The organism is Vibrio phycocola, from assembly GCF_054404255.1.
In genome coordinates, this window is the sequence record NZ_JBTAMQ010000001.1 from 460,777 (window position 1) to 481,969 (window position 21,193).

Consider the following 21,193-nt stretch of genomic DNA (forward strand, 5'->3'; position numbering starts at 1 on the left):
TTAAATCTATATTTAATAGCTAATTAATTTTATATATTTTAATTATTTATACATATTTTTGCAAAAGCGATGTTTTGTTCTTTGTTTTAATAGCATTCTAATGGTTATTGGGAATTTTTAAAATGACTGATAATAATGATTAGAATGTTATTATTCATAGTGTGAATAATAATTAATGCTTATTTTTAATAAGAGTTGATTATTTAATGGGCGATTTTTTTGACACTTTATGAGTCTAATGCTCTCTTCGAGATTTTCTAAAATTCTCGGAGCTCTCTGCTGTGTATGTGTCTGACGTTACACTTGTGAAAATACGAACTAACTTCTGCGAGAAAATGCATGGCGAATTTCGTAAACGGTATATATCGCGCGCAGAATAGGAAGTGCTCTGAATTTTCTAGGGCTTATAACTTAATAGGCTAGGTTATTTCTCGGTATGTTTATAATAATTATTGTGTATTCTATCTATAATATAGATATTACGTAAAATTTATTTTTATAGAATAATTTAATCGCTAATAAAATGAACACGATTGATGCAAGTTATCATTTTAATTTGATAACTTAAATATATTTACTATTCCGATAAATCACCTTTTTGATGATTATATTGGAATTGAAAACGCATGAATTTATTGAATTTATCCTGTTGGATAATATTTTTCGATGTAGAGAATTAGTTAATCATATTTTATTGATTAAATATCTTCTTTTACTCTCAGTACTAACAAAAATGGAAGTTAAAAAAGGTGACAAAAATGGACTTACACAATCTAGAAGTTGATACCGTTGTTATTGGTGCCGGACAAGCTGGCATTGCAACAAGTGAACACCTAACAGCTCTTGATATCAATCACGTTGTTATTGAAAAAAATCGTATAGCAGAAAGATGGCGATCGCAACGATGGGATTCATTGGTAGCAAACGGTCCAGCATGGCATGACCGTTTCCCAAACTTGAATTTTGATGATATCGACCAAGATGCGTTTCCATCTAAAGAACGTGTTGCATCTTACTTCGTCGAGTATGTTGAAAAATTCCAATTACCTGTTTATACCGGTGTTGAAGTTAACCGAGTGTCTCCGCTTGAAGAAGATCTAGGTTATACCGTTGAAACGAGCAAAGGTGTGATTAAAGCCAAGCATATTGTTTGCGCGACTGGACCGTTTCAATATCCATCGATTCCGCCAATCATGCCGGAGTCTGAGTCAGTATCTCAGATTCATTCGTCTCAATATTTTAACCCAGGCCAGCTAAATGACGGCGGTGTGCTTGTTGTCGGTGCGGGTTCATCAGGTGTTCAAATAGCAGATGAACTTAACCGAGCAGGGAAAGATGTTTATCTGTCTGTAGGACCACATGATCGCCCACCACGCGCCTACCGTGGCAGAGATTTCGTTTGGTGGCTTGGCGTGCTCGGCTTATGGGATGCACCTGCTGTTGAACCTGGTACAGAGCACGTTACTATCGCAGTAAGTGGTGCACATGAAGGAATCACGATAGATTTTCGTCAGCTCGCTCATGATGGAATTACGTTGTTAGGCCGCACGGAGTCTTATGAAAACGGCAAGATTTATGTTGGTCAAGATCTAGTGACTAACGTTAACAACGGTGATAAAAACTATCTCTCTTTACTTGATGCTGCTGATGCGTATATTAAAAAGCACGGTTTGGATCTTCCAGAAGAGCCGGAAGCAAGACGTGAGGTAGCAACACCTGAATGTATGCTAAACCCGCTTCTTGAAGTCGACCTTGCAGCGAAAGGTATTACTACGATTATTTGGGCAACTGGCTTTAAATCTGATTATAGCTGGCTCGATGTAGACGTGATTTCTGAAAATGGAGCGCCGATACATCAACGTGGTGTTACCGCTGCACCTGGTATGTATTTTGTCGGTTTACCTTGGTTATCTCGTCGTGGTTCGACGTTTATCTGGGGTTGTTGGCATGATGCGAAATATGTTGCTGATCATATCGGGACGCAAAATAAATATCATCGATATGAAAAGAAGTAATGGTTGCTAAGACCTAGCACCATAATTTAATTATTGAACAATAGGAACCTGTATGCCGACTCATAAACGTATTCGTATGTTTAATACGAAAGAAACTTATCCAACTCAGTCTTTAGACAACGATCTGTGCCAAGCAGTTGTTGCGGGTAATACCATCTATGTTCGTGGCCAAATTGGCACTGACTTTGAGGGTAATCTTGTTGGACTCGGTGACCCACAAAAGCAAGCAGAGCAAGCGATGAAAAATGTAAAACAGTTGCTTGAGGAATGTGGTTCTGATTTGAGTCATATAGTTAAAACAACCACGTATATCACTGACCCTCGATTCAGAGAGCCAGTATACAAAGAAGTTGGTAAGTGGCTAAAAGGCGTATTCCCAATTTCTACAGGGTTGGTCGTTGCTGGACTTGCTCAGCCTGAGTGGTTAATGGAAATTGACGTTATCGCCGTATTGCCAGAAGAAGCGAATTAGAAAGGAATCAATAATGACATTTTCCATTGCGGGTTTTTGTAAGAAAACTGGGATGTTTGGTACTGCTATTTCATCATCAAGTATCAGTGTTGCAAGCCGATGTGCATTTGCTAAGTCAAAAGTTGGTGTTGTTTTAACTCAGAATATCACTAACCCAGATCTTGGGCCTCTAGGTCTAGAGCAGTTGGAGCTCGGAAATACACCTCAACAAGCGTTAGATATCTTGCGCCGTTCGGAGCAGCATATTGAGTATCGCCAACTGGGTATTCTTGATGGAAAGAACGAGAGTGTTGTTTACAGCGGTGCAAATGCTTTAGGAAACGTTGGAGAAGCGATAGGGGACTCATGCATTGCAATGGGTAACCTGTTAGACAATACCTCTGTTCCTCAAGCTATGGTTGACTTTTTTGAAGCAAATGAACAATTAAGTTTACCAGAACGCTTATTACTTTCTCTGCAAGCGGGTGTTGATAATGGCGGTGAAGCAGGGCCGGTTAAGTCAGCTGGACTCAAAGTCTATGGTGATCAGAATTGGCCTATTGTGGATCTTCGTGTTGATTGGAATGACCTACCGATAGAAGAACTTGGAACACTATTGGATGTTTATAGCCCTCAGATCAAAGACTATATCTTACGTGCTGAATCTCCAGATTCTGCCGCAAGTTATGGTGTTCCTGGAGATGAGTAAAGGCTGTAACAAGCCATAGGTTTCGCTCTCAACCTGACTAATTTCATCGCCTTATTTTCTTGAGGAAATAAGGCGATTGTGTGTTTGAAGCTAAATTTATGGCGATCTTGTCTGTTATTGATAAATAATAAGATTTGTAATTTATACATATTCTGTGGCTATGAATTAGTTTTATTAAACTAAAGTATGCTTTGTATTTGATTAATTAATTCAGTACACTTTTCTAATAACCACAACATAAATGCAACAATCGAGATGAAAAATGGCAAATAAATTCACATTGAAACAACTCACGTATTTCGTTGCAGCTGGAGAACATAGCAGTGTCACCAAGGCTGCGGAGGTGCTATTTGTTTCTCAACCATCAATCTCGTGCGCCATTCATCATCTCGAAGATGTTACCGGGTTGAAGTTGTTTATTCGCCATCACGCTCAAGGGTTAGCCCTAACTAGTCAAGGTGCGGAGTTTTATCATAAAGCGAAAGCCCTGCTACAGGGTGCTGAGGATCTTTCTCAGTTCGTCAGTTCGTTGGGAACCGAAATATCAGGATCACTACGGATAGTTGGTTTTCCTACGTTCACCTCGTTGATGATGCCTGCAATGCTTAAAGAGTTCGTTGAGAAATATCCAGCCGTAACGGTTCAATGTGATGAAAAGCATCAACGCGATTTACTTGAAGGGTTAATCACGAGCAAATATGAATTTGCAATAACCTACGATATGCAACTGCCTTCCATTGTTGAATTTATCCCGCTGATTAGCTTACCGCCTTACGTGGTTTGCGAACTTGACCATCCTTTAGCCAAAAAGAAAGGCGTTTCGATAAAAGAGTTAGCTAATTATCCGATGGTGATGCTCGATTGGCCCGTCAGTCGAGAATATTTCCACTCCCTATTTTTATCTCAAGGTACCAAGCCAACTGTTGGGTATCATGCACATTCACTAGGCATGGTAAGGGGAATGGTTGCAAATGGCTTTGGGTATTCTATCTTCAATACTCCGGTTCACAGTAACATTGCACTTGATGGAACCAAGTTTGCGTCGATTCCATTGGAAGGGGATCTTATGCCTCTAACAATGGGCATTGTGAAATTAAAGCAACAGCAATTGACTCCGGCAGGGGAAGCATTTTTTAAAGTGTTAGAAGACTTCGCATCCGGTATACTTATTCCTGAACAATTAGATCTAACGAAAACAGCGGAACCTACCTAACTATGTTGTTAGGAACTCTGGTCTAACGCACACGCTATAATGGTTCAAAAAGAGACGACTTCGAGAGTCGTGTTTTTTGTGAATGTAAGTTACCCTGTTGATATTATCTGCCGTGTTTGTTTGGTTGAAGGAAGAAGTTTAAGGTCAATATGTTAGAGAAAAAACATGACAAGGCTCTTGCCCAACTGGTGCGTTCTCTGGGCAAAGAACATTTTCCTGAAGCACTTCATCATTTCTTCGGTAAAGTTATTGCCTGTGATAATTTGATTATTCTTGTTTATCATAAAGACCACAACCCTGAAGAGCTGTACCGTGAATCAAAGGACCCTACGGTCTACCGGAAGATGCAGACGCATTATCTTAGCGGGGCTTATTTACTCGACCCGTTTTACCATGCGGTACGCAGTGGCATTCAATCTGGCATTCACGACATTTTCGATATGGCGCCTGATCAGTTTAAACACACCAGTTATTATCGTGAATATTACCAAGATACGAATCTCATTGATGAGCTCGCTCTGTTTGCGCGTTTAGGGCATGAGACAACGCTAACGGCCTGTTTTGGTCGCGATAAAACAAGTCAGCTACTCTACTGCAAATCTGAAATTGAGTATTTGAAGTCGTTAGAATCTTTGTTGTCTGCACTATGTGAGCAGCACTGGGGAAATTATGAACCCAAAGAAGGAAAAAATATTGCTCTCCCTCCTGTTACTGATCGCCTGAGAAGTGTGTTGATTGAAAAACATAACATTGCGTTAAGTCCTCGACAGGCTGAAGTGGCGTTCTATATCTTGCAAGGTCATTCTTCACTTTCTATTTCACTTAATCTCGATATTAGTAAGGAAACCGTTAAGGTATTTCGTAAACAACTGTACGCCAAATGCAGCATCAGCTCTCAAGCTGAATTATTTGCCTTGTTAATGCCGATATTTTCTACTCTGTAGCCCGCTAAATTTATATTTATCTTCCTCGTTATTTCTAGGTCACTATTGATACCCGAAATTCAACCTATTGATGATGGAATTGTCACTAAACTCTCATGCTTGTTCTGTTAACATATTGATTTTAATCAAATAAATGCCATTTTTGATATACCATACCCCCCTGGGGTTATATACCCCTCAAATCAGGTGATATAAAGTTAAATTATCATTGTGAGGGGTATCAGGGAAGGCGTCATGATTACACAAATTGCACAAAATGCTTCGGTAGGAATTGATAACGTAGTTAAACGTTATGGTTCTTTTACCGCACTGCATAATATTTCTTTAGACATAAAAGAAAACGAATTTTTTACTTTGCTGGGGCCTTCTGGCTGTGGCAAAACCACGTTATTGAGATGCATCGCTGGATTTGAAGATGTCAGTGAAGGGCATATTCGACTTAATGATGAAGATTTAACTGGGTTACAAGCCTATGAACGCCCAGTTAACACTGTATTTCAACAATACGCGCTGTTTCCACATATGACCGTTGAACAAAACGTTATGTTCGGGTTGCTACGCAGTGGATGGACCAAGAAGGAAGCGATTCGTCGCGCTGATGATATGTTGAAATTGGTTCAACTTGATGAGCATGCGACACGAAAACCTTCACAGTTATCTGGCGGACAACAGCAAAGGGTTGCGTTAGCACGAGCATTAGCGCCACGTCCTAAAGTCTTGCTTCTTGATGAACCACTCTCTGCATTGGATCTAAAACTTCGTCAAGCTGTACGTGTTCAACTTAAAAAGATCCAAAGAGAAACGGGTATTGCGTTTGTCTTTGTCACTCATGACCAAGAAGAAGCGTTAACCATGTCGGATCGCATTGCGGTAATGTCGAATGGTTACGTTCAGCAAGTGGGTACGCCAAAAGAGATCTATGAAACACCGATTAATCGATTTGTGGCAGACTTTATCGGAGAAACCAATTTACTCGATGTTGAAGTCCTCTCGGTAACCGATGGTATTGCACAAATTCATTTACCGGGCGGTCACCCATTTTCTTGTCCTGCTGCTGCCAAAGTGAATCCAGGTAAAGGGCACCTATCGGTTAGACCTGAGCGCATCAGTTTTTGCTCACCGGAAGCGGGGGATCTTAAAGGCACTGTAACTGGTCAAGTTTACCTCGGAACGGATACACACATAGAGTTAAAACTGGTTGATGATGAAGACATCACGGTTCGAATTCAGAACTCAGCTTCAGTTACAATCCCTCAGACCGGTGATGTTATTGGTCTAAAACTGGAGGCAGGTGCCGCTAGCCTGTTGATAGATTAATGGCTGCGGGTGCGTCGCTCGGCGCGAATATCTCATCGGATATTTATAAAGGTCATGCATTTCGCTTGATGCTTCCTTCATGGGTGATGATTGGTTTTTTCCTATTACTTCCTGTGCTTATGATGGGTGTCTACTCTTTCCTTACGAAAGAATTCCGTGGTGGTGTTATTTGGGAGTTTTCGTTTGCTTCCTACGATCAATTCTTTCTTGATCGCGGCTTGTTTGGTGATGAGCCTCCTGTTGTTGAGTGGACATACATCAACATATTCCTTCGCTCTATTTACCAAGCGGGAATGGCAACACTTTTATGTCTGGTGATTGGTTTTCCAACGGCGTGGTTTATTGCCACTCGTGATGAAAAAAGCCGTGCGATATGGCTGTTTCTAGTCACGATTCCATACTGGGTGAATCTACTCATTCGCACAGTATCGATGAAGTTCCTGATTCGTGATAGTGGACCACTTAATGAGTTTTTACTTTGGACTGGCACGATATCTGAACCGCTTGGCTTAATTAATACTGATATTGCGGTTCAGCTAGGACTATTTTATAGCTACTTACCTTTTATGGTTTTACCGATTTACGCCTCGGTTGAACGATACGACTTTAGTTTGTCTGAAGCCGCTGCCGACCTTTATGCCGGCGCGTGGACCACATTGCGTTTAGTTATTCTTCCTGTCGTGAAACCTGGAATCATTGCTGGCTGTATCTTGGTTTTTGTTCCCTCTTTAGGCGCGTTCCTCGCACCGGATCTTTTAGGTGGTGCCAAGAACTTTATGATTGGTTCTCTTATCGAAGAGCAGTTTAAAGGCTCCGCAGGAAACTGGCCATTTGGCGCGGCAATATCAATGATTTTGTTGACCATCGTTATGGCAGTTCTGTTTGTTTACGCGAGAAATCAGCATAAGGAGAGTAACTAATGACTCAAGTAACTGATTTAAGAAAATTTACCGGTTTTCGCGCAATTACTGTTCTGTGTTTGGTAATTCTATATACGCCGCTTATCGTTGTTGCGATTTACTCATTTAACGCTTCATCGTCGATAACAAACTGGGGTGGATGGTCACTTAACTGGTATATGGATGTCTTTACCGGCCCTGAATCTGGGAAGTTTGAACAGGCGGCTATTAACTCCTTGGTCATCGCTATCTGTGCGGCGAGTATTGCTACCATGATTGCTTTGGCTGCGGCTGTGGCAATGACGAGAGGCGGATCATTCAGAGGGAAGGTTACTTGATTTGCACTGATTAACTTACCGTTAATGGTTCCAGAAGTGGTGACCGCAGTTGCGAGTTTGGTGTTCTTTTCAGCCATCGGATTTAATGGTGGAGTATTAACCATCCTTATCGCGCACACCATATTTTGTATACCGTTTGCATATCTACCAATATCAGCTCGAATGCAGACGATTCCACCAATGTATGAACAAGCTGCGATGGATCTCTATGCGACACCAAGAGATGCTTTCAAGAAGGTACTTTTACCGATAATGATGCCGGGCGTTCTTTCTGGTTTCCTTCTCGCGTTCATCATATCGCTAGACGATTTTTTGATTACCAACTTCGTTAAAGGAGCGGGTATCGAAACACTACCAACCGTAATCTTTGGTTCGGTTAAACAAGGGATAAAGCCAAACATTATGGCGATTTCAACCCTTATGCTTTTTGTATCAATTATTTTTGTCACCCTATCGTGGATTGTCGGCCGGTCTGGCCAAGAACATCCATCGGAATCATAACTCGGAATTATTACAAGGAAGAAAGACTATGAAAAAACGTACGATAGCATCCATTATATTACTCGCTCTTTCTGCGAACGCACAAGCGGCAGGAAATTTATCACTCTACAACTGGTTTGAGTACATGCCACAAGAGTTGATTGATAAATTTTCTAAAGAGCATGATGTTAAAGTAACCATGGATACGTTTGACAGTAATGAAGCATTACTCGCGTCACTCAAAGCCGGCAAGCTTGGGAGTTATGACCTTGCTGTACCGGGTGATTACATGGTGAAGATAATGAAAGGCGAAGGTATGTTAGATACTTTTGAACCATCAGAGCTTTCTAACTTCTCCAATATCGAAGAGCAATGGCTTGACGTTTCATTTGATCCAGGCCGAACCAGTTCTATTCCTTATCAATGGGGTACGACGTCGTTTTCAGTGAATCGAGACCTTTATAAAGGACCTATCGACTCGACCTCTATTCTGTTCGATCCACCTGAAGAATTGAAAGGAAAGATTAACGTTCTTGATACTGCGGGTGAAACATTAGGTTTAGCGTCAATTCACTTAGGCATCCCACAATGTAGTAGCGACAAAGAGCAACTTAAAGCGTTAAGTAAGCTTGTGAACGATGCGAAAAAAGATTGGGCATCATTTGGTTCTGATATTGCTAAAGACGTGTTGGTATCTGGTGACGCAACGGTCGGAATGATTTGGTCTGGAATGTCAGCACGCGCACGTTCTGAAGGTGCGGATATCGAGTATGCATTCCCGAAAGAAGGCTACATAGTGTGGATGGACAACTTAGTATTACTAAAAGACGCTCCTAACCGCGAAAACGCGTTGAAATTTATGAACTTCCTACTTGTTCCAGAAAATGCAGCAGCGTTAACTAACTACGCTCAATATGCCTCTGGCGTGAAAGGTACTGAACCTTACTTGGATGAAGCAATTAAAACTTTGCCAGAAGCACACCCACCAGCAGGTTCAAAAGGAACGTTTATCGAAGTTTGTTCTGAAGACGTTCAGAAAACGTATGACGCTATTTGGACACGTTTAAGAAAATAAGTAGAAGAGTAATTTAATGAAAATTGGACTTTGCCAAGCCTTACCTATTGATGGGGATATCGAAAGTGGTTTTACCACAATCGAAACTAACCTTCGTGCAGCAGCTGAAGCTGGCGCCGAAATGGTGGTATTTCCAGAACTTTATTTACCTGGATATAATCGTCCCGATCTGCACCAAGAACTCGCTCAATCTATCGATGGCGATTGGATCAATAGGCTTACAGCGTTAGTAAAAAAATATGGCTGTGGATTGACATTAGGCTGGGCAGAGTCCAGTGACAACACCGTATATAACTCAGCAATTTGCTTAGATAAGAACGGTACTCAATTAGCGAATTATAGAAAAATTCAGTTATTTGGTGAGATGGAAAAAGCCAGCTTTATACCTGGTGATTCTTATCAAACTTTTGACTGGAATGGTGAGAAAGCTGCGTTACTTATCTGCTATGACATCGAATTCCCTCAGCATTGTCGTGAGTTAGCGGAAATGGGTGTAACGTTGATTTTTGTTCCGACAGCGAACCCAACAGGGTATGAATATGTCTCACAGACATTGGTTCCCGCTAGAGCCGCTGAGATGGGCGTCACCATCGTTTACGCAAACTACTGTGGATCAGAAGCAGGATTGGATTATGCAGGACTTTCTATGATTGCCAGTTCTGATTCTGCCCCAATGGCGATGGTGGGCTCTACACCAGCACTTGTCATCGTCGATCTCGATACACGACACGCAGCGAAGAACATTTCTTCAACGCAGCTTAATGATTATTTAGAGGTTAAATAAATGGATATGAACATCGCGACTGATACGTCTTCGGTTTTAAAGTCAGATGAACATCTGGTTCAATCATTCGCAGATCTTAATGCGTTAAAGCAGAAAGATGCGATCACGGTTATTACTGAAGCTGATGGCTACTTTGTCAAAGACAGTGAAGGGAACAGCCTGATTGATGGCATCGGTGGATTATGGTGTGTTAACGTTGGACATAAGAGAAAAGAAATTATTGATGCGATTAATACCCAGCTCAATACTCTGGATTATTATTCAACATTTTATAACTTTACTCACCCAACAGCGGCAAAATTGGCTGAAAAAATTGCTCAGCTTGCTCCGGGTCATTTAAATCATGTCCATTTTGGCAACTCTGGATCAGTGGCTAATGATACCGCTGTACGTATGCTGCATCACTACAACAATCGCCTTGGTCGTCCAAACAAGAAAAAGATTTTAAGTCGTGTTGGCGCTTACCACGGTTCTACTCACCTTGCGATTGCGATGACAACGCCTGCGTATAGCAAAGGTTGGGACAGTGCCTCTGAATTAGTTCATCATTTAGCATGTCCACACTATTGGCGTGAAGGTGATGGGATGACGGAAGCTGAGTTCCTAGATCATTTAATCGCCGATTTAAATCAAAATATTCATAACGTTGGTGCTGAAAATATCGCGGCTTATATTGCAGAACCTATCATGGGTGCAGGTGGTGTTATCGTACCGCCTGAAGGTTACCATGCTCGTATGGCAAAAGTATGTGCTGAGAATGACATTAAGTATATCTCCGATGAGGTTGTGACAGCGTTTGGTCGCTTAGGACATTTCTTTGCTTCAGAAGCCGTATTTGGCGTTACACCAGATATTATTACTACGGCTAAAGGCTTAACTTCGGGTTATCAACCTTTGTCGGCAACGATTATTTCTGATGAAATCCATGAAGTCATTTCCGGTCCTGGAGAAGTATTTTTGCATGGTATGACTTACTCTGGTCACCCTGCAGCATCAGCTGCGGCATTGGCTAACATTGAAGTCATGGAGAAAGAAGGGATACCAGAAAAAGTACAAGTTACCGGTAAAATGTTTGAGAAAGCCCTGAAAGGATTAGCGTCTCTTGATTTAGTCGGTGAAGTTCGTGGTAGCCACTTTATGATCGGTATCGAATTTGTGAAGGATAAGGCGACGAAAGAGCCGTTCACCCCAGAAGATATGATTGGGTTAAAAGTGGCTAAAGCTGCTCAACAACGTGGTCTGATCGCTCGACCTCTGGGTAACATACTTATCTTGTCGCCACCGTTGATTCTTGGTGAAGAGCAAGTAACAGAAATTGCGAGCATCCTTCATCAAAGTATTGTTGAAGTCAGTGCGTCACTCTAATTATTTATAACCTCCAATACTCTCCGTGCTATCGGAGAGTATTTTTTGCCTCTCTGAAATACGAGTTCTAAGATATTTGTATTCAATATTCACCATCAAACAAGCCACTGCTGCTGTTCATATCGTTGCTTACGTTGCTTAACGTTTAGGTGCAACTGTCCATCGTCTTGATACTTTGACACAAAAGACTAATAAAGTGCGTTGCTGCATGAGTTAACTTTCTATCTTTCCGAACAAAAATAATTGTCTTACACGAGGGCAACTTTTCATTTTCTAGTATAAATAACTCTTGATTATTAACCTCATTTTCAATGGCATAGTTGGGAAGAATAGTAAGATAGTCGGATGTTTTTATATGGTTTTTGATGTAGCTGATTTGGTTGAACTCTAATTTAGGTTCGAATGTTTTGTTGTTATGTTTTAAAAATTGATGAAACAGCTGTGTTGTATGAAAACTACCATCTAAGACTGCAAACGGGTAAGAGATGATGGATTCTAATGTCGGGTTTGGAGTCTTAGATAGAGCATGATCATATCGTCCAGTGATGGCTAATGGTGTATCGACGCTTTTTATAATATCAATATTGCTGCAATCAATTGGTTGCATTGCGATACCAATATCTGCATGGTCATTGACCACATTATAATGTGCCTCTCGGCTTCCAGAGATCGCTAATTTACATCTTATATCTGGATGCTGATGAGTAAATGCCTTCATTGGGGGCATCACCCAAGATTCAACAACTCCTTCGATCGTCGCGAGTCTAATTTTACCCGTAAGTAGGTTTTTAAGTTTGTCGATTTCAGATTTTGCGAGATCGACTTCTCGAATTGTTCGTCGTATATGGCGTTCAACAATTTTACCTTCTTCAGTTAAGAACATGCCTGTTGGACGCCTTTCAAACAAAGGTGAATGAAAGTTGTGCTCAAAATTTTTAATTTGCCTACTTAATGCCGAAGGACTTATATACAGTAATTTTGATGCTTCTCTTAGAGATTGTGTTTCCGCTAATACAATGAAGTATTTCATTGTTGTGATTTCCATTTAGACATCCTTACCCGATTAAGTCATCAGACACAAAAGACCCCGACTTGCACTGTTATGGCTCGCTGTTGCATTTTGTGCAACATGCTGTTCGGAAACTTCTAATTTTCAGAACAGTAATGATAACTTAATATGAAGTTGTAAATGAATTACAAAGGAGTTGTTATGAAAATAAAACGGAAAATTTTGTGGCTAACAATATTATTATCTCTCTCTTTGACTACCTTACCCTATTTGGGTTATTTCAATGAAGCAGAGTTGATTGGTTTACTTCCCATGCCATTAGCCTTAATTCTTATTTGCAATGTTGTATTAACAATATGTGCGATAGCAATCTATCCCCTCTATTTTAAACCTTTTATAAAGAAACTTTCGGATAAGCCAATACAAGGAGAGGAGCTATGAATCACTATTTAACTATCGGGATTCTTATTTCATTTTTATTGTTGTTTTTATTGGTCGCTTTTTTGGCAAGTCGGGGGTCGAAAAATGTAGAAAGTACGACCGAGAGCTATATCATCGGCGGTAGAAATATGGGGACGATGGTTCTTTTGCTGTCCATGGGGGCAACGTATTTCTCAACTTGGACGTTGCTAGGTTCATTTGGAACCTACTATCGCAGTGGAGTCTGGTTTGCTTGCTTCGCTGTCTGGACGATTTTTCACGGAATTTTTGTCTGGTTGTTTGGGACTCGGATTTGGTTGTCAGGGAAAAAATTTGGTTTCTTTACACCAGGTCAGATGTTTGAACATTACTATTCCAGTAAGCGTATGAGGATTGCTGTCGCATTGGTTGGAATTACTGCTTTGGTTCCGGTGATGTTGATTCAAATTAGTGGTGGAGCACAGGCTTTAGAAACATTAACCGATGGGGTTATTCCGTATGTTATCGGGGTAACAGTAACTTCTTTAATGGTAGGCGTTATCGTACTTTGGGCTGGCTTTAAAGGAACAGCTTGGACCGATTCTTTTATGGGGTTATTTTTTGCATCTATATTGATTTTTACTGCTTTATATAGTGCGGATAAAGCAGGCGGCTTCGACTTGTTCAAAAATGCACTTACTCATAGCCCTGAAAAAATGGTTAACACTGGTAACCCGCTTAAAATGATTGAACTATGGCTGGGTCTTGGCTTTGGGGCGTGGGTTCTTCCTCATATGTGGCAAAAATACTATTCGGCATCTTCGGCTGAAGTACTAGGCAAAGTTGCGGTTATGACACCGTTTTGGAACTCATGGATGATGGCCATTATCCCTCTTGTTGTCGGCACTGCAGCGATGATTCCTGGTGTTATACCTAGTTTGACTGACAAGACCAGTGACACAATTTTGCCACAATTATTCGCTGCACATTTACCACTTTTGGGTGCATTTGTTGTTGCTGGTATTTTGGCTGCCGCGATTTCCACTATAAATAGTCAGCTACTGTCTTCAGCCAGTATTGTTGCGGAAGATATCGTAAATACAATACGCAAAAAGCCGCTATCCTCAGAAAATACAGTCCGTGTTACCAAGTTAGTGGTTGCGTTGTTAACCATCTTTGTCTTTGTGCTTGCTTTAACACCAAGTGGCACGGGATTCCTTGTACCTATTGCTTCATTAGGCTTTGGTTTAGGGCTTCAAATTGTCCCTAGTGCGTTAGGAATTCTTTATTTCAAAAAAGTAACAGAATCCGGTGCATTTTGGGGGTTGATAGTTGGCTCGGTTGTTATGATTTTTTCCGCTCTATTAGGTTTGAATTTAGTTGTCGGTTCTAGTCTTTTTGGCTTTATTATCAACATATTAGTGACAGTATTGGTTAGTAAGATTACACAACCTGTTTCTGAGAAATCGGTGGTGAATTACCATGATATGTACGATGAATATATGGTGAACAATACGACGGAAGTCGGATCTATTGAAGCAAGCACAAGCGTTGTGACCCAAAAATAAGGAATGAATAATGAACAAGAATTGCAAAGTCGCGATTATCCAAGATAGTAGTGTTCCATTTGATTCTGAAAAAACAGCAGATAAATCAGTTCAACTAATTGAAGAATGTGCCGAGAATGGTGCCGAATTGGTGGTATTTCCTGAAGCATTTATAGGCACTTACCCTAAAGGTCTAACGTTTGATGCTCCAGTTGGTACTCGACTTCCTGAAGGTAGAAATGATTTCTATCGATATTTTGAAGGGGCGGTTGAATTAGATGGTGAGGAAATGACAAAGGTTGTCGTTGCATCGTCTGAAAATTCCATTTTTGTTGTTATGGGAATTATTGAGCGAGTAGGGAGTACACTCTACTGTAGCGTTGTATTTGTGGACCCTAAGCTTGGTGTCGTTAATGTTCGCCGGAAACTAATGCCCACAGGCGCTGAACGTTTAGTTTGGGGGTTTGGAGATGGTTCTACACTTGACGTAGTAGATAGCGATATTGGTAAGATTGGAGCCGTGATTTGCTGGGAGAATTACATGCCATCTCTTCGGATGGCAATGTATGCGCAAGGCGTTGAATTATATTGCGTACCGACGGCCGACGATCGAGAAACATGGTTGTCAAGTATGCGACATATCGCAATGGAGGGGCGTTGTTTTGTATTAAGTGCTTGTCAGTTTATTACTCGTAAAGAGTTTGGCAGTGATTACCGAAGCATACTGTCCGACGATGATGAAAGTATCGTCATGAGAGGAGGTAGCTGTGTTATTGGTCCGCTTGGAGATGTCATAGCTGGCCCAATATTCGATAAGAAAGCCATTATATATGCAGACCTAGATAGAGAAATGTTGATAAAAAGTAAGATAGATTTCGACCCGGTTGGGCATTACTCAAGGCCAGACGTTTTATCGCTAAATGTTGATACAAACAAAAAGCAGGCTGTGGTTTTCGACAATCAAACATAAGATCTTTCCAATATAAGTATACCCTTAGCGTTATCGCTAAGGGTTAACTCCATCCTTGTTGTAATGACCAAAACTAATCCTCTCGAAAACTAAACGTAGAAACTTTACATAACGGTAATGGCATGCTCTAATCGAACAATTGTTTGCAATGCGGACAATTGTTTTTATTTTTGTGAGCGATTATTTTTATGACTGATAGAGAACAACAAGTTTTAGAAATATTACAGCGTAATCCTTTGATCCCTCAGCAGGAGCTTGCTGATCAGATTGGCATAAGCCGAAGCGCTGTTGCTGGTCACATCATGCAACTAACGCGTAAAGGGTTTATTAAAGGTAAGGGATACATTCTCTGCTCCGAACCCTATGCGGTTGTGCTGGGTGGTGCAAATATGGACTTGTGTGGTCGCTCTGATGCATCGATTGTGTTGGCCGACTCTAATCCCGGTTCATTTGAGTCCAGTGCCGGTGGTGTTGGACGAAATATTGCTGAAAATTTAGCTCGTTTAGGTAGCCAAGTTGAGTTTATTGGTACGTTCGGTGGTGATAGTTGGGGGGAAGAACTTAAAGAGTCTTGCCATCTTTCTAATGTCGGCACCGACCATTCGCTTATCTTACCCGATAGAAAATCGAGCAGTTATTTGTCCATTATCGATGATCAGGGTGAGTTGCTTGTCGCGCTAAATGACATGCAATTAATAGAGAGCTTAAACGCTAAGCAGCTTGCCAAGAGAAGGGGAATCATTACCGGTGCAAGTGTTCTTGTTATCGATGCCAACCTCAGTGAAGAAGCGTTGGAATATTTGTTTAATCAGTATGGCAATAAAACGATTTTTGCTGATCCTGTCTCATCGATCAAGGCAACTAAACTCTTGCCTTATTTAGATAAAATTGATTTCTTAAAACCTAATCAACTCGAAGCACAAGTCCTGTCGGGCCATTCTATCAATGAGTCTATTGAAGTCAGCCAGTTAGCGGATGATTTGCATGAAAAAGGGGTCAAACACCTTGCAATTAGCCTTGGTAATAAAGGCGTATTAGCAAGCTGTAATTCGCAGCAGACCTTAATGGACGCCACCCCGACTCATGTGGTGAATGTTACTGGAGCAGGCGACGCCATGATGGCAGCACTTGTTCACGCTTATTTACAAAACTGGAGTTGGGACCAGAGCATAAGATTTGCCATTGCAGCGTCTCATCTAGCGCTCACTTCAGTCGATACCATTAATTCAGAAATGTCAGAGCAGACGCTATTGTCTCTGATTGAGGAGAAATAAACATGTTAGAACAATACCTTGATATTCAACCTGAAGTTGCAGAAGCACTTGCGAATAATAAAGCCGTCGTAGCGTTAGAGTCGACAATCATTTCACACGGAATGCCTTTTCCGCGCAATGTCGAAACAGCGCTTCTCGTCGAAGAAACCATCCGCGAAAATGGCGCTGTACCGGCGACGATTGCAATTATTGAAGGCCGTCTAAAAGTCGGGTTATCAAAAGAGCAAATCGAATATCTTGGTAAAGCAGGAACCTCGGTAACGAAAGTAAGCCGACGCGACATTCCGTTTATGGTTGCGGGTAAAAAAGATGGTGCGACAACGGTAGCTGCTACAATGATTCTTGCTGCAATGGCTGGCATTAAAGTCTTTGCCACAGGTGGCATCGGTGGTGTACATCGAGGCGCACAAGAAACGTTTGATATATCTGCTGACCTTCAAGAACTCGCAAACACGAATGTCGCTGTGGTATGTGCTGGAGCTAAATCGATTCTTGATCTAGGGCTGACTCGAGAGTACTTGGAAACACAAGGCGTGCCAATTGTGGGTTACCAAACGGACTCACTGCCAGCGTTTTATACCCGAGAAAGTGACCATTCAGTAGATTATAGATTAGACAGCCCTGACTCTATTGCATCTGCACTTAAAGCCAAGTGGGAATTAAATCTCCATGGTGGTGTGGTTGTCGCGAACCCAATTCCTGTTGAGTACGCAATGCCATTAGAAACAATCACGGATGCTATAGAACAATCTTTAGCTGAAGCAGACGAGCAGGGCATTGCGGGTAAAGAGTCAACACCATTCTTATTGGCTCGCGTATGTGAACTCACTGGGGGTAATAGCCTAGATTCAAATATTCAATTAGTGCTTAATAACGCTCGACTAGGTGCTGAGATAGCGAAGGAATATTGCAACAACTAAGCCATCAATACTAATATCCTTCTTGGTTACAACCGCAGTTCCCAGCTGCGGTTGCTGCAGAATGTATTTGTGACAAACTTATATCGATCACATGTGTGATCACCTCTAGGTTGAACACGCAGAAACACAGGAGTAAAGAATATGTCTACGGTTCTTATTACTGGCGCAAATCGAGGAATTGGCTTTGCTCTGGTTCAGCATTACCTCACACTAGGTTATGAAGTGCACGCAACGTATCGTTCAGAAGCGAGCGCAACTGAGCTTCTCCAACTTGAACAATCCAATCCATCTCTCTGTTGTCACTTACTCGAGGTGACCGATTACGAACAAGTTAGCGCACTCAAAACCAAGCTTCCCGCGCTGGATCTTTTGATTAATAACGCCGGTTATTACGGTCCTAAAGGTGTTAGTTTTGGCAACACCGATCTTGAGGAATGGCGTCAAGTTCTAGAAATCAATACTATCGCTCCATTGAAACTGGTCGAAAGTCTCTATCCACTGTTAAAACAAGGCGAGCTTAAACGCATCGCATTCGTCTCTTCCAAGGTTGGCAGTATGACTGATAATAGTTCCGGAGGAGGGTATCTTTATCGTTCCTCAAAGGCGGCACTTAACTCGGTCGTGAAAAGTTTGAGTATTGATCTTTCCGATGATGGTTTTTGTGTCGTTGCACTCCATCCGGGGTGGGTTCAAACGGATATGGGTGGACCGAATGCATTAATCACTGCGTCGCAAAGTGTTGCTGGATTAACCCAAGTAATAGGAAATTTGAACCAGAACGATAACGGTCGATTTCTTAACTACGACGGAACGGAGATTCCTTGGTAACATGCATGTGGCATTCTTTAGCCGACCGAAGATAAGTTGCAGTGAGCTCACATGGTCACTTAGTCACATAGCAATGAAATAAAAAACCTATAACTCCACTAATTTTCCAATAAGGCATGAATTCATGATTCGAGTAGGCGTAATTGGTTATGGCAATTCTGCCAATACATTTCATATTCCATTGATTCAATCCACCGAGTCAATGATTCTGACAGCCATAAGCAGTTCTAAATCGAGTATCTTGAAAGTAGAACACCCATCAGTCGTCATATTTAATTCAGCGGAACAATTAATCACAAGTAAAAAAGTGGATTTGGTGATAATTACCGCCCCAAATCAATTTCATTTTTCATTGGCAAAGCTTTGCTTAGAAAGTGGGGTGCATGTCGTTGTCGAAAAACCAATGGTAACTACGAGTAGAGAAGCTGAAGAACTGATCATTCTTGCCAAAAAGAACGCTTTAGTCCTCTCCGTGTTCCATAATAGACGCTGGGATGGTGATTTTTTAACGCTACAAAAACTGCAGAAAAATAATGCATTAGGAGAAATTAGGCTATTTGAATCTCGTTTTGACCGTTTCCGACCAATCGTTCGTCAAAGGTGGAGAGAAGAACCTGGCCCGGGAGCCGGAATCTGGTATGACTTAGGATCTCACTTGGTTGATCAAGCCATTCATCTTTTTGGTATGCCTAATGCTTTGACCGCAAGGTGTTTGCCGTTAAGGGATGGCTCAAAAACAACTGACTACTTCCATGTACTGCTGCATTATCAAAACCTTGAAGTTGTTTTGCATGCTAGCTCATTTTGTGCGGCACCAAACACTCGTTTTAGACTTGAGGGGAGTCTTGGCAGTTTTGTTAAATATGGATTCGATCCTCAAGAAGAGCATTTAAAAAGCGGCATTGCGCCTGATAATTTAGGTTATGGTGTGGACAATAAAGAACATTATGGAAGCCTTTACTCTGAATCTTCAGTTGATTTAATTGAAACAGAAATTGGTTGCTATCAACACTATTACCATGCGATCGCCACTGCAATCAACGCTGGTGGTATAAACCCAATCGATCCTGCTGATGCGGTGAAGGTTTTAAAAATACTCGAATCAGCAGAACAAAGTAGTAAACAAGGCAAAACGATATTTGTGTGAAAATAGATACTAACAAGACTGATATTTTGCTATTGCTCCATTCTGGCTTGTAAGTTTAAGCCAGATACGGCGGTTAATTTTTCACCTTTTTTAAAACCTCATCCCAGAAATGCGTCACAATCAAACTTCCAACTGAAGATTCCCCATTGATTAGCAACGCAATACCAATGTCGTGTTTCTTTGAATATGCAAGTTCCGCACTAAATCCGGTTACCCAACCATTGTGATAAATGAGTTCTTCACCACCGTAATCGAAGATGCGCCAGCCCATACCATAGTCGGTTCTTTGTAGCTTCTTCCGCCAGTGCTTGCGGGTCATCTCTCGCTTGGTTTCGATTCGGGGTGTGGAAACAGTTTCTAACACGGCTGGTGAAATGACGCTTGGATATTCGCCTAACTGAGCTTTTAACCACTGTGCCATATCGTTGATACTGGCATTCACACCTGCGGCAGGTAACACACGGTAATAATCCTCTTCAACTTCTCGGCTGTACCAGCGTTTTTTGCCGCGCACATGAGGCGTTGCGTGATTGCTATTGCTGAGAAATGCTTCCATTCCAAGAGATGCATCATTCATCGCCAATGGTGCAAATATTTTATCTTGCATTAACTGGGTATAATTTTGGTTGGTAGATTGTTCAAGAATGGGATCCACCAAACTGAACATCAGATTGGTATAACCGTAACAGTTTCCAGGTATGCACAATGGTTCCAGTTTATTGAACGCTGGGTAAATTTTACTCAACGGTAGGTGTGCATCGAGCAGGTTGTCGTAGACATTGTGTACCATACCGGTTGTATGACTAAGCAAGTGTTGGACTTGCAATTGACTGGAGGCTTCTACGTCTTTGTAGTGAAATTCAGGTAAATAATCGTTAATCCGATCATCCCAATTTAACTTCTTTTCTTCAACTAATATTGCAGTCAGTTCAGCAGCGAATGTTTTAGACACTGATGCGAGACGAAATACCGTGTTTTGATTTACCTTACCTTTTTCTCCTTCCTTACGAACGCCATAGAGACTGAGAAGCTTGACTTCATCACCTTGAACTACGACTAAGGCTCCACCCGGAACTTTATCGTTTTTAAGTTGTTTGGAGAAGTAACTGTCGAGATTTGCAGTAACAGGCGAAAGATCAAGTGCATAACAGGAAAAAGAACTTAAGAAAAACAATGTAGATAGGAGACGAAACATACTGAGAACCGAAGGAGAAACCAAAGCGCTCATCATAACATAATCGAATTTTTTGAGTTAAAGCCCATTACATCTAGTAACATATTGGCAGATGAATCGCTGAAATTGAGAACTTAGTCTGTCGAGGGAAACGGCATTTTCGTAAACATTGTGTTCAAACGCATTTGAGAGAACTACACAAGTATGCGCGGTAATTTGAATTTAACTTAGGGGTGAAACGATGGCGCTATTTGTATGGTTAAGGTGAATTAGTCAGGACGTGATCTGCCAGTTTTCTAACCGCGATGTAATCAGATCTGACAGATTATCCTAGC

The 21,193-nt window shown here is 41.3% G+C and carries 21 protein-coding genes; 19 read left to right on the top strand and 2 right to left on the bottom strand.

Features of this window, described 5'->3' with window-relative positions:
* The first annotated feature begins 758 nt into the window (after positions 1 to 758).
* The 12 genes from ACXJY6_RS02230 to ACXJY6_RS02285 all read left to right on the top strand — a co-directional run bounded on the left by ACXJY6_RS02230 (position 759) and on the right by ACXJY6_RS02285 (position 11,590).
* Positions 759 to 2,015 carry a flavin-containing monooxygenase gene (locus tag ACXJY6_RS02230; protein WP_458767198.1) on the top strand — a complete coding sequence of 419 codons (1,257 nt, stop codon included), beginning with the start codon at positions 759 to 761 and terminating at the stop codon, positions 2,013 to 2,015.
* Between the two features lie 52 nt (positions 2,016 to 2,067).
* Positions 2,068 to 2,487, top strand: coding sequence for a RidA family protein (locus ACXJY6_RS02235; protein WP_456051512.1), 420 nt, complete (start codon positions 2,068 to 2,070; stop codon positions 2,485 to 2,487).
* A 13-nt stretch (positions 2,488 to 2,500) separates the two neighbouring features.
* Complete coding sequence (locus tag ACXJY6_RS02240; protein WP_456051513.1) at positions 2,501 to 3,175, top strand: DUF1028 domain-containing protein; 675 nt, start codon at positions 2,501 to 2,503, stop codon at positions 3,173 to 3,175.
* Between the two features lie 262 nt (positions 3,176 to 3,437).
* Positions 3,438 to 4,388, top strand: coding sequence for a LysR family transcriptional regulator (locus ACXJY6_RS02245; RefSeq protein ID WP_458767200.1), 951 nt, complete (start codon positions 3,438 to 3,440; stop codon positions 4,386 to 4,388).
* Positions 4,389 to 4,537: 149 nt separating this feature from the next.
* Positions 4,538 to 5,332, top strand: a complete 795-nt coding sequence (locus ACXJY6_RS02250; protein ID WP_458767201.1) for a helix-turn-helix transcriptional regulator — start codon at positions 4,538 to 4,540, stop codon at positions 5,330 to 5,332.
* Positions 5,333 to 5,566: 234 nt separating this feature from the next.
* Positions 5,567 to 6,649, top strand: coding sequence for an ABC transporter ATP-binding protein (locus ACXJY6_RS02255; protein ID WP_456051516.1), 1,083 nt, complete (start codon positions 5,567 to 5,569; stop codon positions 6,647 to 6,649).
* A complete protein-coding gene (locus tag ACXJY6_RS02260; protein ID WP_456051517.1) occupies positions 6,649 to 7,569 on the top strand; it encodes an ABC transporter permease in 921 nt (306 codons plus the stop codon). The genes ACXJY6_RS02255 and ACXJY6_RS02260 overlap by 1 nt, the downstream gene beginning before the upstream one ends.
* Positions 7,569 to 7,886, top strand: coding sequence for an ABC transporter permease (locus ACXJY6_RS02265; RefSeq protein ID WP_458767204.1), 318 nt, complete (start codon positions 7,569 to 7,571; stop codon positions 7,884 to 7,886). Before ACXJY6_RS02260 ends, ACXJY6_RS02265 begins: the two co-directional genes overlap by 1 nt.
* 9 nt (positions 7,887 to 7,895) lie before the next feature.
* Positions 7,896 to 8,387, top strand: a complete 492-nt coding sequence (locus ACXJY6_RS02270; protein ID WP_458767421.1) for an ABC transporter permease — start codon at positions 7,896 to 7,898, stop codon at positions 8,385 to 8,387.
* 28 nt (positions 8,388 to 8,415) lie between these two features.
* A complete protein-coding gene (locus tag ACXJY6_RS02275; RefSeq protein WP_458767206.1) occupies positions 8,416 to 9,441 on the top strand; it encodes an extracellular solute-binding protein in 1,026 nt (341 codons plus the stop codon).
* Positions 9,442 to 9,457: 16 nt separating this feature from the next.
* Positions 9,458 to 10,225, top strand: coding sequence for a carbon-nitrogen hydrolase family protein (locus ACXJY6_RS02280; RefSeq protein WP_458767208.1), 768 nt, complete (start codon positions 9,458 to 9,460; stop codon positions 10,223 to 10,225).
* The gene (locus ACXJY6_RS02285; RefSeq protein WP_458767210.1) at positions 10,226 to 11,590 is read left to right on the top strand and encodes an aminotransferase class III-fold pyridoxal phosphate-dependent enzyme; all 1,365 of its coding nucleotides are present in this window, start codon (positions 10,226 to 10,228) and stop codon (positions 11,588 to 11,590) included. It begins immediately after the preceding gene.
* A 145-nt stretch (positions 11,591 to 11,735) separates the two neighbouring features.
* Here ACXJY6_RS02285 and ACXJY6_RS02290 read toward each other — a convergent pair whose 3' ends face one another.
* Complete coding sequence (locus ACXJY6_RS02290) at positions 11,736 to 12,635, bottom strand: LysR family transcriptional regulator (protein WP_458767211.1); 900 nt, start codon at positions 12,633 to 12,635, stop codon at positions 11,736 to 11,738.
* A gap of 165 nt (positions 12,636 to 12,800) precedes the next feature.
* Here ACXJY6_RS02290 and ACXJY6_RS02295 point away from each other — a divergent pair, with 165 nt between their 5' ends.
* The 7 genes from ACXJY6_RS02295 (at position 12,801) to ACXJY6_RS02325 (ending at position 19,684) form a co-directional block, all read left to right on the top strand.
* On the top strand, positions 12,801 to 13,040 hold the full coding sequence (locus ACXJY6_RS02295) for a hypothetical protein (RefSeq protein WP_458767212.1): 240 nt from the start codon (positions 12,801 to 12,803) through the stop codon (positions 13,038 to 13,040).
* Positions 13,037 to 14,566 (top strand): sodium:solute symporter family protein, encoded by a 1,530-nt coding sequence (locus ACXJY6_RS02300; RefSeq protein WP_456051523.1) that lies wholly within the window; start codon positions 13,037 to 13,039, stop codon positions 14,564 to 14,566. The genes ACXJY6_RS02295 and ACXJY6_RS02300 overlap by 4 nt, the downstream gene beginning before the upstream one ends.
* A 10-nt stretch (positions 14,567 to 14,576) precedes the next feature.
* Entirely contained in the window at positions 14,577 to 15,515 is a 939-nt protein-coding gene (locus ACXJY6_RS02305) for a carbon-nitrogen hydrolase family protein (RefSeq protein WP_458767213.1), read from the top strand.
* Between the two features lie 188 nt (positions 15,516 to 15,703).
* Positions 15,704 to 16,789 (top strand): PfkB family carbohydrate kinase, encoded by a 1,086-nt coding sequence (locus ACXJY6_RS02310; protein WP_456051525.1) that lies wholly within the window; start codon positions 15,704 to 15,706, stop codon positions 16,787 to 16,789.
* 2 nt (positions 16,790 to 16,791) lie between these two features.
* Complete coding sequence (locus tag ACXJY6_RS02315) at positions 16,792 to 17,709, top strand: pseudouridine-5'-phosphate glycosidase (RefSeq protein WP_458767214.1); 918 nt, start codon at positions 16,792 to 16,794, stop codon at positions 17,707 to 17,709.
* A gap of 141 nt (positions 17,710 to 17,850) precedes the next feature.
* Positions 17,851 to 18,537, top strand: coding sequence for an SDR family oxidoreductase (locus ACXJY6_RS02320; protein ID WP_458767215.1), 687 nt, complete (start codon positions 17,851 to 17,853; stop codon positions 18,535 to 18,537).
* A 124-nt stretch (positions 18,538 to 18,661) separates the two neighbouring features.
* On the top strand, positions 18,662 to 19,684 hold the full coding sequence (locus ACXJY6_RS02325; RefSeq protein WP_458767216.1) for an oxidoreductase: 1,023 nt from the start codon (positions 18,662 to 18,664) through the stop codon (positions 19,682 to 19,684).
* Between the two features lie 73 nt (positions 19,685 to 19,757).
* Here ACXJY6_RS02325 and ACXJY6_RS02330 read toward each other — a convergent pair whose 3' ends face one another.
* Positions 19,758 to 20,879, bottom strand: a complete 1,122-nt coding sequence (locus tag ACXJY6_RS02330; protein WP_458767217.1) for a serine hydrolase domain-containing protein — start codon at positions 20,877 to 20,879, stop codon at positions 19,758 to 19,760.
* Positions 20,880 to 21,193: the final 314 nt, after the last annotated feature.